Raw genomic sequence first — 15,173 nt, 5'->3', positions numbered from 1 at the left:
GACCTTCCTCCTGGCCTCGAAATGATCCACACTTGTGCACAGAGTTTTCTCTCTACATCGACCTACGTCGGCGAAAGGCAGGTCAGGTTGTGGTTTCTTTGATCTCGCTGGCAGCACTTACTGGACCGCAGGAGCTCAAGCCCACCGTCCCTTCTCCCCGGAACATTAAGTCCACGGACCTGCCGAAACTCGCAGACCTCTATCTGCATGCCTACGGCGACGGAACATCCCCTCCGGACGCAGAAAAAGCCGCCGACAGGATCAGCGCCGCCTTCGAAGGCGTCCACGGCACCCCTATCCCTCAAGCTTCCCTATTAACCGCTGACCCAGAAGGCCGCATCACCGCCGCTATCATCACCACAGAGCGAGGCCTTGGAACCGACGGAACCAGAACTGCTTTCATCGCAGAACTATTCACCCACCCCGATCACCGCAGGCAGGGCCTCGCCGAAAAACTCCTCAGCCACACCCTCCAGGCCCTGCACGATACGGGCCACAAGACCCTGGCTGTGACCGTAAACAGCGCTAACGCCGCCGCCATCGCCCTCTACCTGTCCCGAGACTTCCGCCGCCTCACCCCCTTCGCAGCGAACGACGACTAAGCCAATCGCGAGAGGTGTGGCCACCAGAAAATTCCTCGTTATATCGCTGGACGATCAACCAGGTATTTATTAGTGTCTCTAACTACGGAAACCGGCAGGGGCGCGAACAGCGCCCGGGGAGGAGGAGCGCATCACCGCTGACCAATACCAGAGCTCAACTGCCCAACCCGCTGAAAGCCCCTCCCGAGGGGCTTTCCTCATATACCGCGAGTATGAAACGGACACAGTCATTTGTCCGAACTTCATCACTCGTCCCAACCGCGCCCGCATGGAGCCGCGGCTGGGCCAAAAGACCCAGTGTGTTCGCAGCATGATGAACTTCAACTATCGGCGTTCCGAAGCTGCGGATGAGAAGTCCGACTGAGGCGGATCGATGCCGGTGCTCCCTGGGCCTACTCCTCGCGGTCGATCTCCAAGTAGCTGAGGCCGCTCAGATCTAACCAATATTGGGTTGGTGTTTCCACCAACCGCAGCAGCACTCCTTGGCAGTCGCGGCAGCGAACCACAATGCCGGGTGCGTCGGTGAAGACCATGGCCTCGCCAAAAGCTCTAACTGAGCCGCAATGCCTACAGCGTCCGAGCGCCGCGATGATGTCGATGCGGAACACTTCGGACAGGGCGCCGGCCGTGGCGTTTCCGTCCACATACCGAATCGGGTCATGGGGTACGGCTGCAATGTCCTGGTCTTCGGAGTCCGGGACAGCAAAGTTGTCTGGGCCGTTCACCGGATACCTCCCGTCCCGCCAAACCGTTCAGTCTTTATCGACTCCGGCGAATAGCCGGCCATCACAAGCCAGTCCGCAACGGTCTCCACGAAAACTGTTTGGCCGCAAACAAATACATCCGGATTCTCCTCAGCTGGGAAGATCTTGCCCAAAAGGGTGTCCGAAGTAAGGCGCGCCGGCGTGACCGGCCAGCCCTCCGGCGTCGAGCGCGTATAGACGTAGTCGACCATTAGCTTGGCTGATTCCTGGTCCAATCGACGCAGCTCATCGCGGTAAAGCGAAGTCTCGGGGGACTTGAGGGAATAGAGCAACTTGAAAGGGGACTCGTTGTTGGAGGCCTGATGGGCGCGGATCATCGACATAAGAGGCACCACACCGGATCCTCCCCCGATCAGCTGAACCCGATTCACATTACTCGGCCGCCAGACAAACCACCCGCCCACCGGCCCCCGGATTTCCAACTGGTCCCCGACGGCCAAGTCCCGGACAAGGTAAGGCGACACTTCGCCGCCAGGAAGCTCGTCAACGGTGATTTCCAGATGCTCATCCATACCTGCGGATGCAACCGAGTAAGAGCGGATGGCCGTGTACCCGTCGTCGGCGGTGAGGCGGAGGTCAATGTGCTGGCCGGCCAGATGTCCCATTAAGCCATCCACACGCAGCCGAACGGTCCTGGCTGTGGCGTGTTCCGGGACCCCGCCCACCACTTCAGCGACACGCCATACGGAGCTCACGGCAAGAGCCTCACGAGTACCGCTCCTCGCGCCACGGATTGCCGTGAAGATGATAGCCATTCGATTCCCAGAAACCGGGAACGTCTTCCCCTGTCAGTTCCAAACCATGAATCCACTTGGCGCTTTTCCAGAAATACAAATGCGGCACCAAAAGCCGAGCCGGACCGCCGTGGGCCCGTTCAAGAGGTTCGCCATCGAATTCCCAGGCCACCCACGCCTTGCCGCCCAGGAGGTCCCAAAGCGGAACATTGGTTGTGTAGCCGCCGAAGGAATGCGCCGTGGCGAAGTCGCTAGTGGTTTCCACGTTTTCGAAGAGTGTGTCCAACGAAACTCCACGCCACACTGTTCCCAGTTTTGACCAGCTGGTCACACAGTGAATGTCCTTAATGATTTCCTCCTGCGGCAAGGCCAAGAATTCATTCCAGGACCAAAAGAGCCGCAGGCCATTCTCAGTGGTGATGAAAAATTCCCATTCGTCGATGGGTATAAGCGGAGCAGGCCCGGCCGTCAGGACGGGAAAGTCCTGCGTTTCATGCTGCCCAGGAGGCAGTGCAGGATTCTCGGACCGCCGTCCACGGAAACCGGAAGAAATGATACCCATGATGCACCTCCGCAGTGGAGCTCCACCCGGCCCAGCGGCCGTTGTTGCCCCAACCATAGGGCAACGTCTCGGCGTGGTCTAGGCATCAACGGGACTCAGCCGGACGGCAAGCAGGAGGGGGTCGGGGTTTGGGGTTTCTGCTTGGTTAGAGTGACTGCGTGAAGACACTGGGGATTGATCTGGCTGCGGATCCGAAGAGAACCGCTGCCGCGGTCATTGAATGGCGTAAAGGACAGGCGCAGCTTGTCCACTTGGCACTCGGCGTCACCGACAAAACCGTCGTCGAGCTTTTCGGAGCATCAGACGTGACCGGCATCGACTGTCCTCTTGGCTGGCCCCACCCCTTCCTGTCATTCCTGCTCGGCCATTCCCGCAACGATCCAGATGCCGTTCTCCGTCATGACGGGTTGGCCGGACGTCGCGAGCTTGCCTACCGGGCCACCGACCGGTTCGTCACCCACCAAACGGGCCTGATCCCTTTGAGCGTCTCGGCGGACCGGCTAGCGCACCCGGCCATGCGCTGCGCCGTCATTCAAGCCAAAATAGCGCGTGCCTCGGGCATTCAACCCCGGGACGGTACAGGTCGTCTTATCGAGGTCTACCCTGCTGCCTCCCTGAGGATATGGGGTATCTCGGCCCGCAGGTACAAGGGCCGCGGGACGCCGGAGTCCGAAATCCGCTATAACATTCTCGGCCAGCTCACCACCGCAGCCCCTTGGCTGGACTTTGACGCATACCGCGACCAGCTGATCGCCTCGGATGATCTGCTCGATTCGGTCATCGCATCCCTCACAGCCCGCGCTGCCGCCAACCAGGCCACCCTGCTACCCGGCCCGGATCAGGACCTTGCAGCGCGTGAGGAGGGCTGGATCCACCTGCCCACCGGTGCGCTCACCGAGCTGAACAAAATAGGCCGACTCCTGTAAAAGTCGGTGACCGTGAATATCGCCATACCCGTTGATCGATCTCCTATCACCGGTGGGCACAAGTCATGTCACCCTCCCCGGGACTCACATGAAGAAGCAGAATAGCCCGCAAAAGCCAAGGGGGAGGAACCTGGTGAACAAGCAACGTCGAGCACAAAAACTCACCCCGGATTGTTCCCAGGTCATGTCGCCCTCCCCCAGACCCGGAATGAAGAAGCAGAACAGCCACCCAAGGCCAAGCAGGAGGATGAGCCAAGTGGGCAACCAACGATGCAATAAAGAAACCCGCACCGAATACTTCTCAGGTCATGTTGGTCGAGGCAAGAACCTCCATGAACAGGTAATGAACGACAAACCGTCCAACCAGGAAAGGACCGAGGCAGCCAGCCACACCAACGGCCACCAATGAAAAGGGCCCCGAAGGGGGCCCTCACAACACAATTTGTGCACACTCAGAGGTTAAAAGCCCCTGAACAAGAAAACACGTGCCCACGGTGGGACTCGAACCAGCCTCCTCCCCCTAAAATCCGCCACTCCGCGGAAATCCTGCCCAGTCCGGCCCGGTCCGACGCCGGTACAACCGCATCCGAAGCCCCGGTGTGGACACTGTCCACACCCACTTTTTTGCCAGTTTGAGGCACCGTCGAGTGAACAGCTCCAGGGTGCGGGGGCGCAGGTCCTGCCTGCCGCGGCCTTCATTCCGCCCGCTGTCACTAAGCTCCGGCTGGATGGCCGGGAGTCCGCAATCAGCCTCAATCCAGCACCCATGGACGGGGCACGTCTCGGGCTCGGATCCAGCAAGAATCGTCATGAAGTTCCACCTCCTGCAGACATCTCATGAACGAAAGAACGGAAACGTGCATGACCAAAGGTCAGCCCACGGTTACCGGTCACAAAGGGCCGAGAGCGGCACAGGTTTCGCGAGGGGGACGTAACACTCAACCCGAAAACTTGTGGCCAACGAGAGAAATCCGAACTTGGCGAAGAAGAAGTACCGGGCTATCGCCAAAATGACGAAAGGCCGGTTATCGGCATTTTCGCACTAAAAGCGCTTATGTACATTTCAGCACGGTCGGGCTAAAATTGGGTAATGAGTGAAATGACTGTGACTGATGCACGGAGCCGGCTCTCCGAGGCGGTCGATACCGCCCGGGTCAGCCACGAGCCCGTCTACCTGCTGCGCAGGGGCCGCCGCGTCGCCGCGTTGATCGACGCCGAGGATCTCGCCACTCTGATTGAGGCCGCCGAGGACCTGGAGGATCTCCGTGCCGCGGACGCCGCGAGGACCGAGATGGCCGACACCGGCGAGGGCACCGTGCCGTGGGAGGAAGTCAAGGCGGAGCTGGGTCTGGCGTGAGCTATGCCGTCCAGCTCGCGCCGGCCGCGGTCCGGCAGCTGCGCAAACTCCCGCCCGACGCCCGCCGACGCATCCAGGCCGCCATTGAACTCCTCGCCGAAACACCGCGTCCCCCAGGCGCCAAGAAGCTCTCGGGCAGCAGCCACGACTGGCGTGTCCGGACCGGCGATTACCGGATCATCTACGAGATCCGGGACGCCCAGCTGATCGTGCTGGTCCTATCCATGGGCCACCGGCGGGAGATCTACCAGCACTAGGGGAAAGGGGTCTGCACCGTCCGGCGCCTTCCAGCGGAATCCCGATCATTAGGACCTGTCCCGACCAACCATTTCGGGTTTGACGTAGGGAATCCACCCGAGTCCTTCCCTCCATCAACGTCACACACCGGGTTCCTTGCATGAGCCTCTCCTGGGTGGATCTGTGATGCTGAGCGGGTTCAGGCTGTTTCGACCGGGCCCCAGTATTTAGAACTCCTGTCCCGTCGCGCGGATTGCGATGTCCGAGATGTCGACGACGGAAGGCTGGGAGTGCCCACAACATGGCGGTAGCGACGGCCTCAGGTGCGATGGCGGCGTCGGGGGCTTCCTTCCAGACGGGGGGTGTCAACGTGGCCCGGGGCAATGTGGCGCAACCGGACAGCTGTCCCCCGCCGGCCGTCATGCGGCTAGCCCCTTTTCTCTCACTCCGTGCCGAACAAAGGGGCATCGGACGTCGGCGCCCTGCGTAAAAAGTTGTTCACGGCGTTGTGGCAGGTGGTCTTCGGGCGGCTCGGGATTTCTACTCTGGAACCAAGAAAGTCATGAGGCGCCGCCTCGTGCTCCGCGGTACTGATGGCCCACGCGGCGTTGACGCGACCAATGTGACTGAAGGCCTGCGGAAAATTCCCCAACAGTTCGTTGCTGTCCGGCGCGACTTCTTCGGCCAGCAGCCCCAGATCAGTGGCGAATCCCGCGGCACGCCCGAAGACTTCCCGTGCGCGTTCCGTGTGTCCGGCGAGGGCGAGGGCCTGCGCGAGCCAGAAGGTACAGAGCAGGAACGTGCCCTCCTCGCCCGGAGTCCGTCACCGGCGCGATAGCGGTAGACCAGGCCCCGGGAGTCGGTGAGCCGCTGCTCGATGGCCTCAATCGTGGCGAGCATCCGGGGATCATCGGCGGGCAGAAAACCCACGATGGAAAGCAGGAGACTTGACGCATCGAGCTCATCTGAGCCGAATGCTTGGGTGTAGGCGTTCGCGGCATCGCTCCAGCCGTGGGCGTGAATTGCCCCGGCAATCTGATCGCGTGCTTCCTCCCATGCGGGGATCCGGTCCCGCGCTCCCAGGACGTCGGCGAGGGAGATAGCCCGGTCAACGGCCACCCAGCACATGAGCTTTGAGTGTAGGAAGTGGCAGGGCTCCCCACGGACCTCCCAGATGCCTTGGTCTGTGTCTTGCCATCGTGAGGCGGCTGCGTCCGCGGCGTCGGCCAGAAAGCGATGCGTGTCCGGGTCCAGGGCGGCGAGGTAGTCCGGCAGGGTGGCCGCGGCGTCAAGAAGTTCGCCGTAGACATCGAGCTGGCGCTGGTGCCAGGCGCCGTTGCCGACGCGGACCGGGGAACTGGAGCGCCAGCCCGGGAGGTGGGCAAGTTCGCGTTCGGACAGGTCGTGCTCTCCGCCGACGCCATACATGATCTGAAGGTCCCCGGCGGGCAGCTGGGAGGCGACCGCCGTAGCTAGGAATTGGAAGAATTTTCCGGCCTCATCCGGACACGCGGCCACCCACAACGCCTGGAGTGTCATGCTCGCGTCACGGATCCAGGTATACCGGTAGTCCCAGTTGCGTGAGCCGCCTACGGCCTCGGGCAGGGACGTGGTGGGCGCGGCGACGATCGCACCAGTGGGGAAATACGTCAACGCCTGCAGGAACCGGCCGCTGGCCCCGACCAGATCCTGCCACGGCAACGCGGTAGTTCTGATGCAGTCCGGACCAACTCGTCCAGCCCTCCACCGTGTCCCTAAGCCTGCGCGAAATCTCCTCCTGATCCCACATCGGCGGTGGATCTTGCCAGCTCTGTTTGTGATGGAGGGCGAAACCCACAGATTCCCCGGCTCTCAGCGACAGCCGGGCCCGGGCGCCGTCGCCGCTGAGATCAAACTGAACCGGGGTGGACAGGGCCAGCACATCGGCCCCGCCGCGGACGACCAGGCCCCCGGCAGATTCGCGCAGGAAAGGCCGGATCAGACCGTACTCCGGCCGGGGCGCGAAGACAACGTCCATGTCGAGTGAGCCGCTGGTGCAGGAAACCTGCCGCAGTAAGACCCCTGGTGATCCGGTGCCCAGGTCGTGGCCCCGGTTACCGTCGCCGAGCACCAGGGCGTCCGTCACCGTCGCTGCCCCTTCCGGGGTGGTGTAGGTCGTCTTCAGGACCATCGTCGGGCCGACATAGCGACGCGTCGAGGCGGCTTTGCCTGCCGATCGGATTGACCAGGAGCCGGCCTCTTCGCCCAGGATCCTGCCGAACACGGAGGGCCTGTCAAAACGGGGAAAGCACAACCAGTCCACGGATCCCGCGCCGCTCACCAGGGCCGCGGACCGGCAGTCAGAGAGCAGAGCATAGTCCGCAATCGGATCACCGCTCATCGTCGCACCCTAACTGATCCATGCCCGCCCGCCCCGGACCGTCGTCACTGTCACTCTGGGCAGCGTCACCAGCGGATCGACCAGCCTGCGCACAGTCACCACCGCCTCAACCATTATCTGGACCCCAACCGCGGCAGTGACAAACCTCTCCGGAACCCCGTCCTCGGTGGCGCCGGCCAACGAAACCGGAACCTTGGACAGGGAATTCTGACCATAGAGGGTCACCATGGCGCCGATACGCGCGGCAGTCCGGATTGACGCAGGAACGGCGCAGGCTTTATCGAGGATTCCCGCGGGAACGGTCCGGCGACCGTTTGCTTTGTCACCATTGTCTTGGATCCCCTTTTAGGCCGCTGCCATCGCTTGCGCCCGGGGAAGAAGTTGGGGGGGCTCGGTGGCCTCGCTGGGTACGCGCCGCGAGCCCTGATGAGGACCACCGGGACCAAAATTGACAGCCCTGTGCCAGGGCTCTGGGTTTCGCTGATGCTGGGGAGTGTTTGTGCGTATGAATCGTTTTGTTCGGCTGCTGGTTTCCGGGCTTGTTGTGGCTGTGTTGTTTGGAATCAGCATGCCTGCGGAGGCCGCGGGACGGGCGGGCATAACGCTCAGCACTTCATCGGGTCCGGCCGGCGCGTCGGTCACGGTGACCGGTGCCGGCTTTGCCCGGGACGCAGCGGGAACAGTGACAGCCGGATCCTTGACCGTTCCATTTACCACCACGGCGAACGGCGTCTTCACCGGTGCCGTCACGATCCCGGCTACGTCGGCCGCGACGGTCAAAATAACTGCCACGGCCGGAAAGCGCTCAGCGTCCTCGGAATATGCAGTCACCTACGGCCCTGCCTCACTCAACGCTGGACGGGACGCAGCAGGAGCTCCCGTGACCATGGCCGCCAGAACGCAGACCACGACCACCACCACGACAACGACAGCCCCGCCCATCAGCGCTGACCAACTGCGCTTTGGCGTATCCACCCCCGGCGGGCCGCAGGCCTCCAGCGAACTGGATGCCGTGGCCGCGCTGGTCAATGAAAGCCCCTCGATTGTGATGTCGTATAAGGACTTCAGCCAGGCTGCACCGATCGCTGACCTTAACGCCGTCAATGCCCGCGGCGCGAGCAGCCTCGTCACCTGGGAGCCATGGCTGTGGAGCGGCAACGGCGCGAACCAGCCCGCCTACGCCCTGGACCGCATCACCGCCGGGGACTTCGACACCTACATCCGTCAGTGGGGCACCGCCCTGGCCTCCTGGGGCAAGCCCGTGATGCTGCGGTTCGCCCATGAAATGAACGGCAACTGGTACCCCTGGGCCGAGGCGGCCAACGGAAACGGCGCCGGAGACTACGTCGCCGCGTGGCGCCACGTGCACGACGTCGTGGCATCCACGGGTGCCACGAATGTGCAGTGGGTCTGGGCACCCAACGTTCCCTACTGGGGTTCCACGCCCCTGACCGGGCTCTACCCGGGTGCGGCCTACGTCGATGTCGTGGCCCTGGACGGCTACAACTGGGGCACGTCACAGTCGTGGAGCGCCTGGACCTCCCCGTCCGCGCTGCTCGGCGAAGGGCTGACTGCGCTGCGCGGCCTGGCACCGGGCAAGCCCATCGTCATCTCCGAAACGGCCTCAGCAGAAGCCGGCGGGTCAAAGGCCACCTGGAACAGCGACCTCGTTTCCTATCTGGCGGCCCAGCCGGACGTCACCGGGTTTGTCTGGTTCCACCACAACAAGGAAGTCGACTGGCGGATCAATAGCTCCACCAGCTCAACGAACGCCCTCAAGGGCGCCCTGGCCGCCAGGAACTCCTAACCTGACACAATCCGCCGTGTCGCCCCCGCTCCAGGCCCAGCGTCTGAGCGGGTGCGGCACGGCGACCCAATGCGAGGCCTGAATGCGACGCTTCTTTGACCACCAGCTGCTGGTCCGGGTCCTCACGACCCTGACCATCATCCTGGGCGTGAATTACATGGTTTGGCGGTGGCTGTTCTCGGTGAACTGGTCAGCTGCCTGGATCAGCGTGCCGCTCGTCCTGGTCGAAACCTACAGCCTCATCGATTGCTTTCTCTTCGGCCTCACGATGTGGCGGCTGCGGGAACGCCCCGCGCCGCCGGCACCGCCCGGGGGCCTCAGCGTGGACGTGTTCATCACCACCTACAACGAACCCATCGACCTGGTCATGACCACGGCCCTTGCAGCCACCGGCATCAGTTATCCGCACGACACCTGGATCCTTGATGACGGCGGGCGGCCCGCCATGCAGCAGGCCGCCGAGGAAGCCGGGATCGGTTACATCACCCGTTCCCCGGAGTGGGACAACCGCCCGCGGCACGCTAAGGCGGGGAACCTGAACAATGCCCTGGCCGCCACCCAGGGTGAGTTCCTGCTCATCCTGGACGCGGACCAGATCCCGGAACCGGAAATCCTGTTCCGCTTGCTGGGCCACTTCAACAACGACAAGGTCGCACTCGTCCAGACCCCGCAATGGTTCTACAACGTCAATGACACAGACATCCTCGGAAGCCAGGCACCCCTCTTCTATGGCCCCATCCAACAGGGCAAGGACGGCTGGAACGCGGCCTTCTTCTGCGGCTCCAACGCCATGATCCGCCGCGAAGCCCTCATGCAGGTCGGGATCACCTGGTACGTCCACGGCGTCAGAACCACGGTCGGCCAAACCCTCAAGGCCGGAGACCGTATCATCGCCCGGGCCCGCACCGAACATGCCGCATCAGGGCAGCATGTGACCCGGGCCCTGGAGGACGTCGGCCGCGCCGTGCGCACGGCCCGCAGGGACCTGCGCGAGGACATGCCGGTCGGGGCCGTCACCTATAACTTCCAACGAAAGGTCGACGCCGCGGCACGGACCGTCGTGACTGCGGACCTCGCCACCATCCAGGCCGACCTGGACGAAATCCGGCAGCTCACCGGCCAATCGTCCCAGGTAGAAGCTCTGATCACCCGTGATGTTGTCGACCGGCTGGCCCGGCGCGACTGGTCACCCATAGGCGCCATCGGCCCCATCAGACGCATGATCCGCGCCCTGGACGTGGACCGTTCGGACGAGGCCATCCCGGTCATGCCGATGGCCACCAACTCCGTCACCGAGGACATGGCCACCTGTATGCGGCTGCACACCCATGGCTGGGAGAGCGTCTACCACCACGAAATCCTGGCCAAGGGCCTCGCCCCGGAAGACCTCCGGACCATGCTGACGCAGCGGCTGCGCTGGGCCCAAGGCACCATGCAGGTGTTCCTGAGCGAGAACCCGCTGCTGCAAAAAGGCCTCAGCGCGGGACAGCGGCTGATGTACTTCTCCACGATGTGGAGCTACCTCTCCGGATTCGCGGCCGTGGTCTACCTCGTCGCCCCGATCCTGTTCCTGTGCTTCGGAGTGTTGCCCGTGACCGCGTTCAGCGTCGACTTCTTCGCCCGCCTGATCCCGTTCCTGATCGTGAACCAGCTCCTGTTCTTTGTCGCCGCCCGGGGCCGGAAAACCTGGCGCGGACAGCAATACAGCCTCGCCCTCTTCCCGGTGTGGATCAAAGCCTGCACCACGGCGGCGGGCAATGTCCTGTTCGGCCGGAGCCTCGGCTTCGCGGTCACTCCGAAGACCAGGCAGGACGGCGGCCCGCCCTGGTTCCTGATCCGGCCCCAACTGGTTGCCATCGCAGCCCTGATCGTGGCCACCGTGACCGGCCTGGTCCGCATGTATATCGGCGTCGGCGCCCCCGCCGGCACCCTCGTCAACGTGGCATGGGTCAGCTTTGATCTGGTCATACTCAGCGTGATCATCCGGGCCGCCCTCTACAAAGGCTTCACCCCAACCGAGGAAATAGAGAAGACGAAATGAAATTCGATGTTGAACCCTCCGGCCGCGACGGCGCCGTGATCCATGCCAACGGACGCTTGAACCTGGTGTCCGCCCCGGCCCTGAAAAACCTTGTCACCGGAATCGTCCACGACGAAGGCCGTCATAACCTGGTCGTTGACCTCGCGGAGACCGACTTCATGGACTCCACCGGGCTCGGAGCACTGATCTCCGGACTCAAGACCGCCCGTGCCGCCGGCGGCGACCTGCGCATCGCCTGTGCCGGCAAGCAGGTCATGATGGTGCTCCAGCTGACCAGCATGGACCGGATCCTGCAGCCGCACGAGACCATCGAGGAGTGTTACGAATGAACGCCGGACGCCTTCACGTGCACGAACTCCATGCCTGCGCCGACCCTGAATGCCTGGGCAAAGTCCACGACCTCCTTGCCCTGATATGGGAGACTTCCCCCGATGTCTCCGCGCTGGACCGGGCCATGTTCGAAACCGCAGTCATCGAGATTGCTGCCAACATCGTCCGGCACGGCTCCGAAGAAGGCAGTACCTTCTGCAACCTCATCCTCGAGGTCTATCCCGATCGGCTGGACGCCCGATTCAAGGACGACGGACAGATCGCCCACGTCGACCTCGACGCAGCTGCAATGCCGGACGATTTCGCTGAAAGCGGCCGCGGCCTCGCTATGGCCAAAGCCGCCGTCGACGTCCTGACCTACCGGCGCCACAACAACGACAACTACTGGACCCTCAGCCGCACCCGGACGGCCACCTGACTCACCTTTCATGAAGAATCCGGGACAGAATCTCCGCAACCGGTGTTTGAGATACGCGGCGCCATTAATTGCCGGGCGTGGTAATACTGACTTGTAAAGCAATACAACCAGCCCTGTCACAGGAAAGCGCCTATCATGCTATGCCCCGCTGGAAATCGACGTGTCGATCACTTTGCTCTTTCCGTCCAGTCCTCGCCGCTCCCGCGGCCACCCCTGGCGAACCCAGCCTCGACACGTGGCAGGAAGCACCCCACAACAGATGGGCGTTCGCGCACCTCGGGGAGATGCTCCCGACGGCGGCAGTCACCCGCCGGCATCCGGCCGCCCCGGCTGCGGCTACTGAATGCTTGGACGCCCTGAAGCTTCCCGGCCTGAAACAACGCCTCGAACAGACCCATACCGGCGCCTTTCCGGTGCTGCACCGCAACCAGGTCATCGCTGAGTACTACCGTGCCGGCTTCGCTCCCGACGATCTCCACCTGGTGATGAGCATCTCGAAGTCCATGTGCGGCCTGGTGATGGGGGCCTTGACCGACACCGGCGGCGTGGACCCCGATGCGCAGGTAGTTGAATATGTCCCCGAGCTCGCCGGATCGGTCTACGACGGCCCGACCGTCCAGCACGTCCTCGATATGGCCATAGCCATCGATTACAACGAGGACTACTTGGATCCGGCGTCCGAGGTGCAGACCCACGACCGGTCCGCGGGCTGGCGCACCCGCCGGCACGGCGACCCCAACGACACCTACGCCTTCCTGACCACGCTCACCGGCAGCGGGGACGTAGGAAAATTCCAGTACTGCTCGGCGAACACCGACGTCCTCGCCTGGATCATCGAACGCGTGACCGGGATGCGCTACTCGGAGGCGCTCGCCAAGTACCTGTGGTCCAAGCCCGGCGCCGGCCGCGACGCCACCATCACCGTAGACTCCACCGGTTTCGGCATCGCGAACGGCGGGGTCTCCTGCACAGCCCGCGACCTCGCGCGTGTGGGCCACGTAATACTCGACCGGGGCCAGGGTCCAGGCGGCAGGGTGGTGTCGGAGGAGTGGGTCCGCAGCATCCTCGCGGGCGGAGACCGGGAAGCCATGGCGGATTCCCCATTCACCGCCCTGCACCCCCGCGGTTCCTACAGCCGGCAGTGGTGGTGCACGGGAAACGAGCATGGCATCGTGACCGGCGTCGGCATCCACGGGCAGTACCTCTGGATCGACCCTTCCGCAGAAACCGTGATTGTGAAGCTTTCCAGCTGGCCCGAACCCGGCTCGGACCAACTCCACCAACTCGATAACAAGCTGCTGCTGGACCTGGGCAGCGTACTGAACGGACCCAGCGCAGCAAGCGCACTCAAACTGAAGGAAAATGTCGCGTGACCACGCAGCTCTACACCAATGCCCGCATCTTCACCTCCGACACCCGACGCTGGGCGCAGGCCCTGCTCGTCCAGGACGAACGAATCCTGTACGTCGGTGACGCCGCCACAGCGGAGCGCCTTCGCCCGAATGCCGAAAAGATCGACCTCCAGGGCAGGCTGGTGGTGCCCGGATTCGTTGACGGCCACGCCCACGTGATCGGCACCGGCGAAGCCTTGGGCCAGGTGAGCCTGTGGGGCGCCAAGTCCGTGGAAGAGATTCAGCAACGGATCAAGAAGTGGGACACCCAGCACCCTGATTCTGCCCGTATCCTGGCCACCGGCTGGCTGCACGGAGCAATTCCCGGCGGCGTACCCGACGCAGGAATGCTCGACGCCGTTGTTCCCGGAAAACCCGTCTATGCCTTCGCCTACGACTTCCACTCCGTATGGGTGAACACAGCCGCCCTCGCCGAACTCGGGATCACCAAGGACACCGCGAACCCGCACGGCGGCACCATCAAACGGGACTCCGACGGGCACGCCACCGGGTACATCGACGAGAACGCCTTCTACGACATCGTGCTCCCCTTCCTCGATTCCCAAGTCAGCCAGAACGAACACGAGACCAGCATCGCCGCAGTCCAGCAGGCCTACCGGGAGACCGGCGTGACCACGGCGTGCGACATGGGCTTCAACGAAACTGACCTTGAGACGTTCAAACGGGCGGACAAAGACGGCACCCTCACAAGCCGGCTCATCGCCTACTGGCGCGTGAACAACACCGGCTCCATGGAGGACAACATTGCCCAGGTCCAGCGCGCCGCCGCACTCGCCCTCGAGCATGAATCGCCCTTCCTGCGGGTGGTGGGCATCAAGATCATCATTGACGGCACCATCGACGGCTGCACGGCAGTCCTCGGGACCCCCTACGCCGACGGGTCGAATGCCGAACCGATCTGGACCCTCGAAGAGCTCGCACCCGTAGTCGCGGCAGCCGATGCCGCCGGGTTGAAAGTAGCGATGCACGCCATCGGGGACGAGTCAGTACGGATTGCAATCGGCGCGGTTGAAAATGCCGTCGCCCAGAACGGCCCCCGCGAACGCCGCCACCGGATCGAGCACCTTGAGCTCGTCGACAGGGCCGACGTCGATCGCCTCGCCGCGCTCGGAATCATTGCGAGCATGCAGCCGGTCCACGCCGACCCCGCGATCGGCGGGAACTGGCGCGCCAAACTCGACGACCACCGGGTGGAGCGTGGCTTCCCCTGGCCGTGGATCAGGGAGGCAGGCGCCTGCCTTGCTTTCGGCACGGACTCCCCCACCTCCCCACACGCCCCATTGCCCAACATGTACGTCGCCGCTACCCGGGCCTCGGCCCTGGATGCAACCGCCGGAACCAACGTCCCGGACTTCGCCCTGCCGCTTGCCGAGTCGATCGAGCACGCCACCCGCGATTCGGCGTGGTCGTGCGGGGCTGAGCATGAAATTGGTCGCCTCGCCCCTGGACTTTACGCAGACTTCGTCGTCCTGGACACCGACGTTCTCGCCACTGAAAGCCCTGCAACGAGCATCCGACGGCGGCAAGTCGCCGTCGGATGCTCCCATGTGGGCCCAGCACTTACGGTTCCAAGGAAATGAGACTCTTATTGCCGACGCGGCTG

The 15,173-nt window shown here is 63.4% G+C and carries 17 protein-coding genes and 1 pseudogene; 11 read left to right on the top strand and 7 right to left on the bottom strand.

Going from position 1 to position 15,173, the window contains the following annotated elements; translation table 11 throughout:
* Positions 1-89 precede the first annotated feature (89 nt).
* Positions 90-602 carry a GNAT family N-acetyltransferase gene (locus J7I85_RS24200; protein WP_214858311.1) on the top strand — a complete coding sequence of 171 codons (513 nt, stop codon included), beginning with the start codon at positions 90-92 and terminating at the stop codon, positions 600-602.
* A gap of 392 nt (positions 603-994) precedes the next feature.
* Here the strand turns inward: J7I85_RS24200 and J7I85_RS24195 are convergent, their stop codons facing one another.
* Genes J7I85_RS24195 through J7I85_RS24185 form a run of 3 tightly spaced genes read right to left on the bottom strand, consistent with a single transcriptional unit; the run spans position 995 to position 2,662 of the window.
* The gene (locus J7I85_RS24195) at positions 995-1,327 is read right to left on the bottom strand and encodes a DUF6510 family protein (protein ID WP_308159642.1); all 333 of its coding nucleotides are present in this window, start codon (positions 1,325-1,327) and stop codon (positions 995-997) included.
* The gene (locus J7I85_RS24190; protein WP_214858309.1) at positions 1,324-2,121 is read right to left on the bottom strand and encodes a ferredoxin reductase; all 798 of its coding nucleotides are present in this window, start codon (positions 2,119-2,121) and stop codon (positions 1,324-1,326) included. Before J7I85_RS24190 ends, J7I85_RS24195 begins: the two co-directional genes overlap by 4 nt.
* Positions 2,072-2,662 carry a molybdopterin-dependent oxidoreductase gene (locus tag J7I85_RS24185; RefSeq protein WP_214858308.1) on the bottom strand — a complete coding sequence of 197 codons (591 nt, stop codon included), beginning with the start codon at positions 2,660-2,662 and terminating at the stop codon, positions 2,072-2,074. Before J7I85_RS24185 ends, J7I85_RS24190 begins: the two co-directional genes overlap by 50 nt.
* 158 nt (positions 2,663-2,820) lie before the next feature.
* On the opposite strand from J7I85_RS24185, the gene J7I85_RS24180 reads away from it, so the two are divergent.
* The 4 genes from J7I85_RS24180 to J7I85_RS24165 all read left to right on the top strand — a co-directional run bounded on the left by J7I85_RS24180 (position 2,821) and on the right by J7I85_RS24165 (position 5,202).
* The gene (locus J7I85_RS24180; RefSeq protein ID WP_214858306.1) at positions 2,821-3,588 is read left to right on the top strand and encodes a DUF429 domain-containing protein; all 768 of its coding nucleotides are present in this window, start codon (positions 2,821-2,823) and stop codon (positions 3,586-3,588) included.
* Between the two features lie 88 nt (positions 3,589-3,676).
* Positions 3,677-3,997: a hypothetical protein gene (locus J7I85_RS24175; protein WP_214858304.1), complete on the top strand. Its 321-nt coding sequence runs from the start codon at positions 3,677-3,679 to the stop codon at positions 3,995-3,997.
* Positions 3,998-4,678: 681 nt separating this feature from the next.
* Positions 4,679-4,945, top strand: a complete 267-nt coding sequence (locus J7I85_RS24170) for a type II toxin-antitoxin system Phd/YefM family antitoxin (RefSeq protein WP_214858302.1) — start codon at positions 4,679-4,681, stop codon at positions 4,943-4,945.
* Positions 4,942-5,202 carry a type II toxin-antitoxin system RelE/ParE family toxin gene (locus tag J7I85_RS24165; protein WP_214858300.1) on the top strand — a complete coding sequence of 87 codons (261 nt, stop codon included), beginning with the start codon at positions 4,942-4,944 and terminating at the stop codon, positions 5,200-5,202. Before J7I85_RS24170 ends, J7I85_RS24165 begins: the two co-directional genes overlap by 4 nt.
* Before the next feature lie 422 nt (positions 5,203-5,624).
* Here J7I85_RS24165 and J7I85_RS26080 read toward each other — a convergent pair whose 3' ends face one another.
* From J7I85_RS26080 to J7I85_RS24150, 4 genes and pseudogenes are all read right to left on the bottom strand, one after another.
* Positions 5,625-5,978, bottom strand: coding sequence for a glycoside hydrolase family 15 protein (locus tag J7I85_RS26080; protein ID WP_214858354.1), 354 nt, complete (start codon positions 5,976-5,978; stop codon positions 5,625-5,627).
* Positions 5,979-6,073: 95 nt separating this feature from the next.
* Positions 6,074-6,835, bottom strand: a pseudogene (locus tag J7I85_RS25440) (glycoside hydrolase family 15 protein); the annotation flags it as partial.
* Entirely contained in the window at positions 6,729-7,562 is an 834-nt protein-coding gene (locus tag J7I85_RS24155; protein ID WP_214858298.1) for a trehalase-like domain-containing protein, read from the bottom strand. The pseudogene J7I85_RS25440 and the gene J7I85_RS24155, both read right to left, overlap by 107 nt.
* A 9-nt stretch (positions 7,563-7,571) precedes the next feature.
* Positions 7,572-7,790 (bottom strand): hypothetical protein, encoded by a 219-nt coding sequence (locus J7I85_RS24150; protein WP_214858291.1) that lies wholly within the window; start codon positions 7,788-7,790, stop codon positions 7,572-7,574.
* Positions 7,791-8,067: 277 nt separating this feature from the next.
* On the opposite strand from J7I85_RS24150, the gene J7I85_RS24145 reads away from it, so the two are divergent.
* The 6 genes from J7I85_RS24145 to J7I85_RS24120 all read left to right on the top strand — a co-directional run bounded on the left by J7I85_RS24145 (position 8,068) and on the right by J7I85_RS24120 (position 15,150).
* The gene (locus tag J7I85_RS24145; protein ID WP_214858290.1) at positions 8,068-9,369 is read left to right on the top strand and encodes a glycoside hydrolase family 26 protein; all 1,302 of its coding nucleotides are present in this window, start codon (positions 8,068-8,070) and stop codon (positions 9,367-9,369) included.
* An 82-nt stretch (positions 9,370-9,451) separates the two neighbouring features.
* The gene (locus J7I85_RS24140) at positions 9,452-11,410 is read left to right on the top strand and encodes a glycosyltransferase family 2 protein (RefSeq protein ID WP_214858288.1); all 1,959 of its coding nucleotides are present in this window, start codon (positions 9,452-9,454) and stop codon (positions 11,408-11,410) included.
* Positions 11,407-11,739 carry an STAS domain-containing protein gene (locus J7I85_RS24135; protein WP_214858286.1) on the top strand — a complete coding sequence of 111 codons (333 nt, stop codon included), beginning with the start codon at positions 11,407-11,409 and terminating at the stop codon, positions 11,737-11,739. Before J7I85_RS24140 ends, J7I85_RS24135 begins: the two co-directional genes overlap by 4 nt.
* A complete protein-coding gene (locus tag J7I85_RS24130; protein WP_214858284.1) occupies positions 11,736-12,158 on the top strand; it encodes an ATP-binding protein in 423 nt (140 codons plus the stop codon). The genes J7I85_RS24135 and J7I85_RS24130 overlap by 4 nt, the downstream gene beginning before the upstream one ends.
* A 347-nt stretch (positions 12,159-12,505) precedes the next feature.
* Positions 12,506-13,531 (top strand): serine hydrolase, encoded by a 1,026-nt coding sequence (locus tag J7I85_RS24125; RefSeq protein ID WP_285289657.1) that lies wholly within the window; start codon positions 12,506-12,508, stop codon positions 13,529-13,531.
* Positions 13,528-15,150 carry an amidohydrolase gene (locus J7I85_RS24120; protein ID WP_214858280.1) on the top strand — a complete coding sequence of 541 codons (1,623 nt, stop codon included), beginning with the start codon at positions 13,528-13,530 and terminating at the stop codon, positions 15,148-15,150. Before J7I85_RS24125 ends, J7I85_RS24120 begins: the two co-directional genes overlap by 4 nt.
* Positions 15,151-15,173 lie beyond the last annotated feature (23 nt).

Source organism: Arthrobacter sp. ISL-65 (assembly GCF_018613795.1).
Classification (GTDB): domain Bacteria; phylum Actinomycetota; class Actinomycetes; order Actinomycetales; family Micrococcaceae; genus Arthrobacter.
This window is presented reverse-complemented; position numbering and strand designations above follow the sequence as displayed.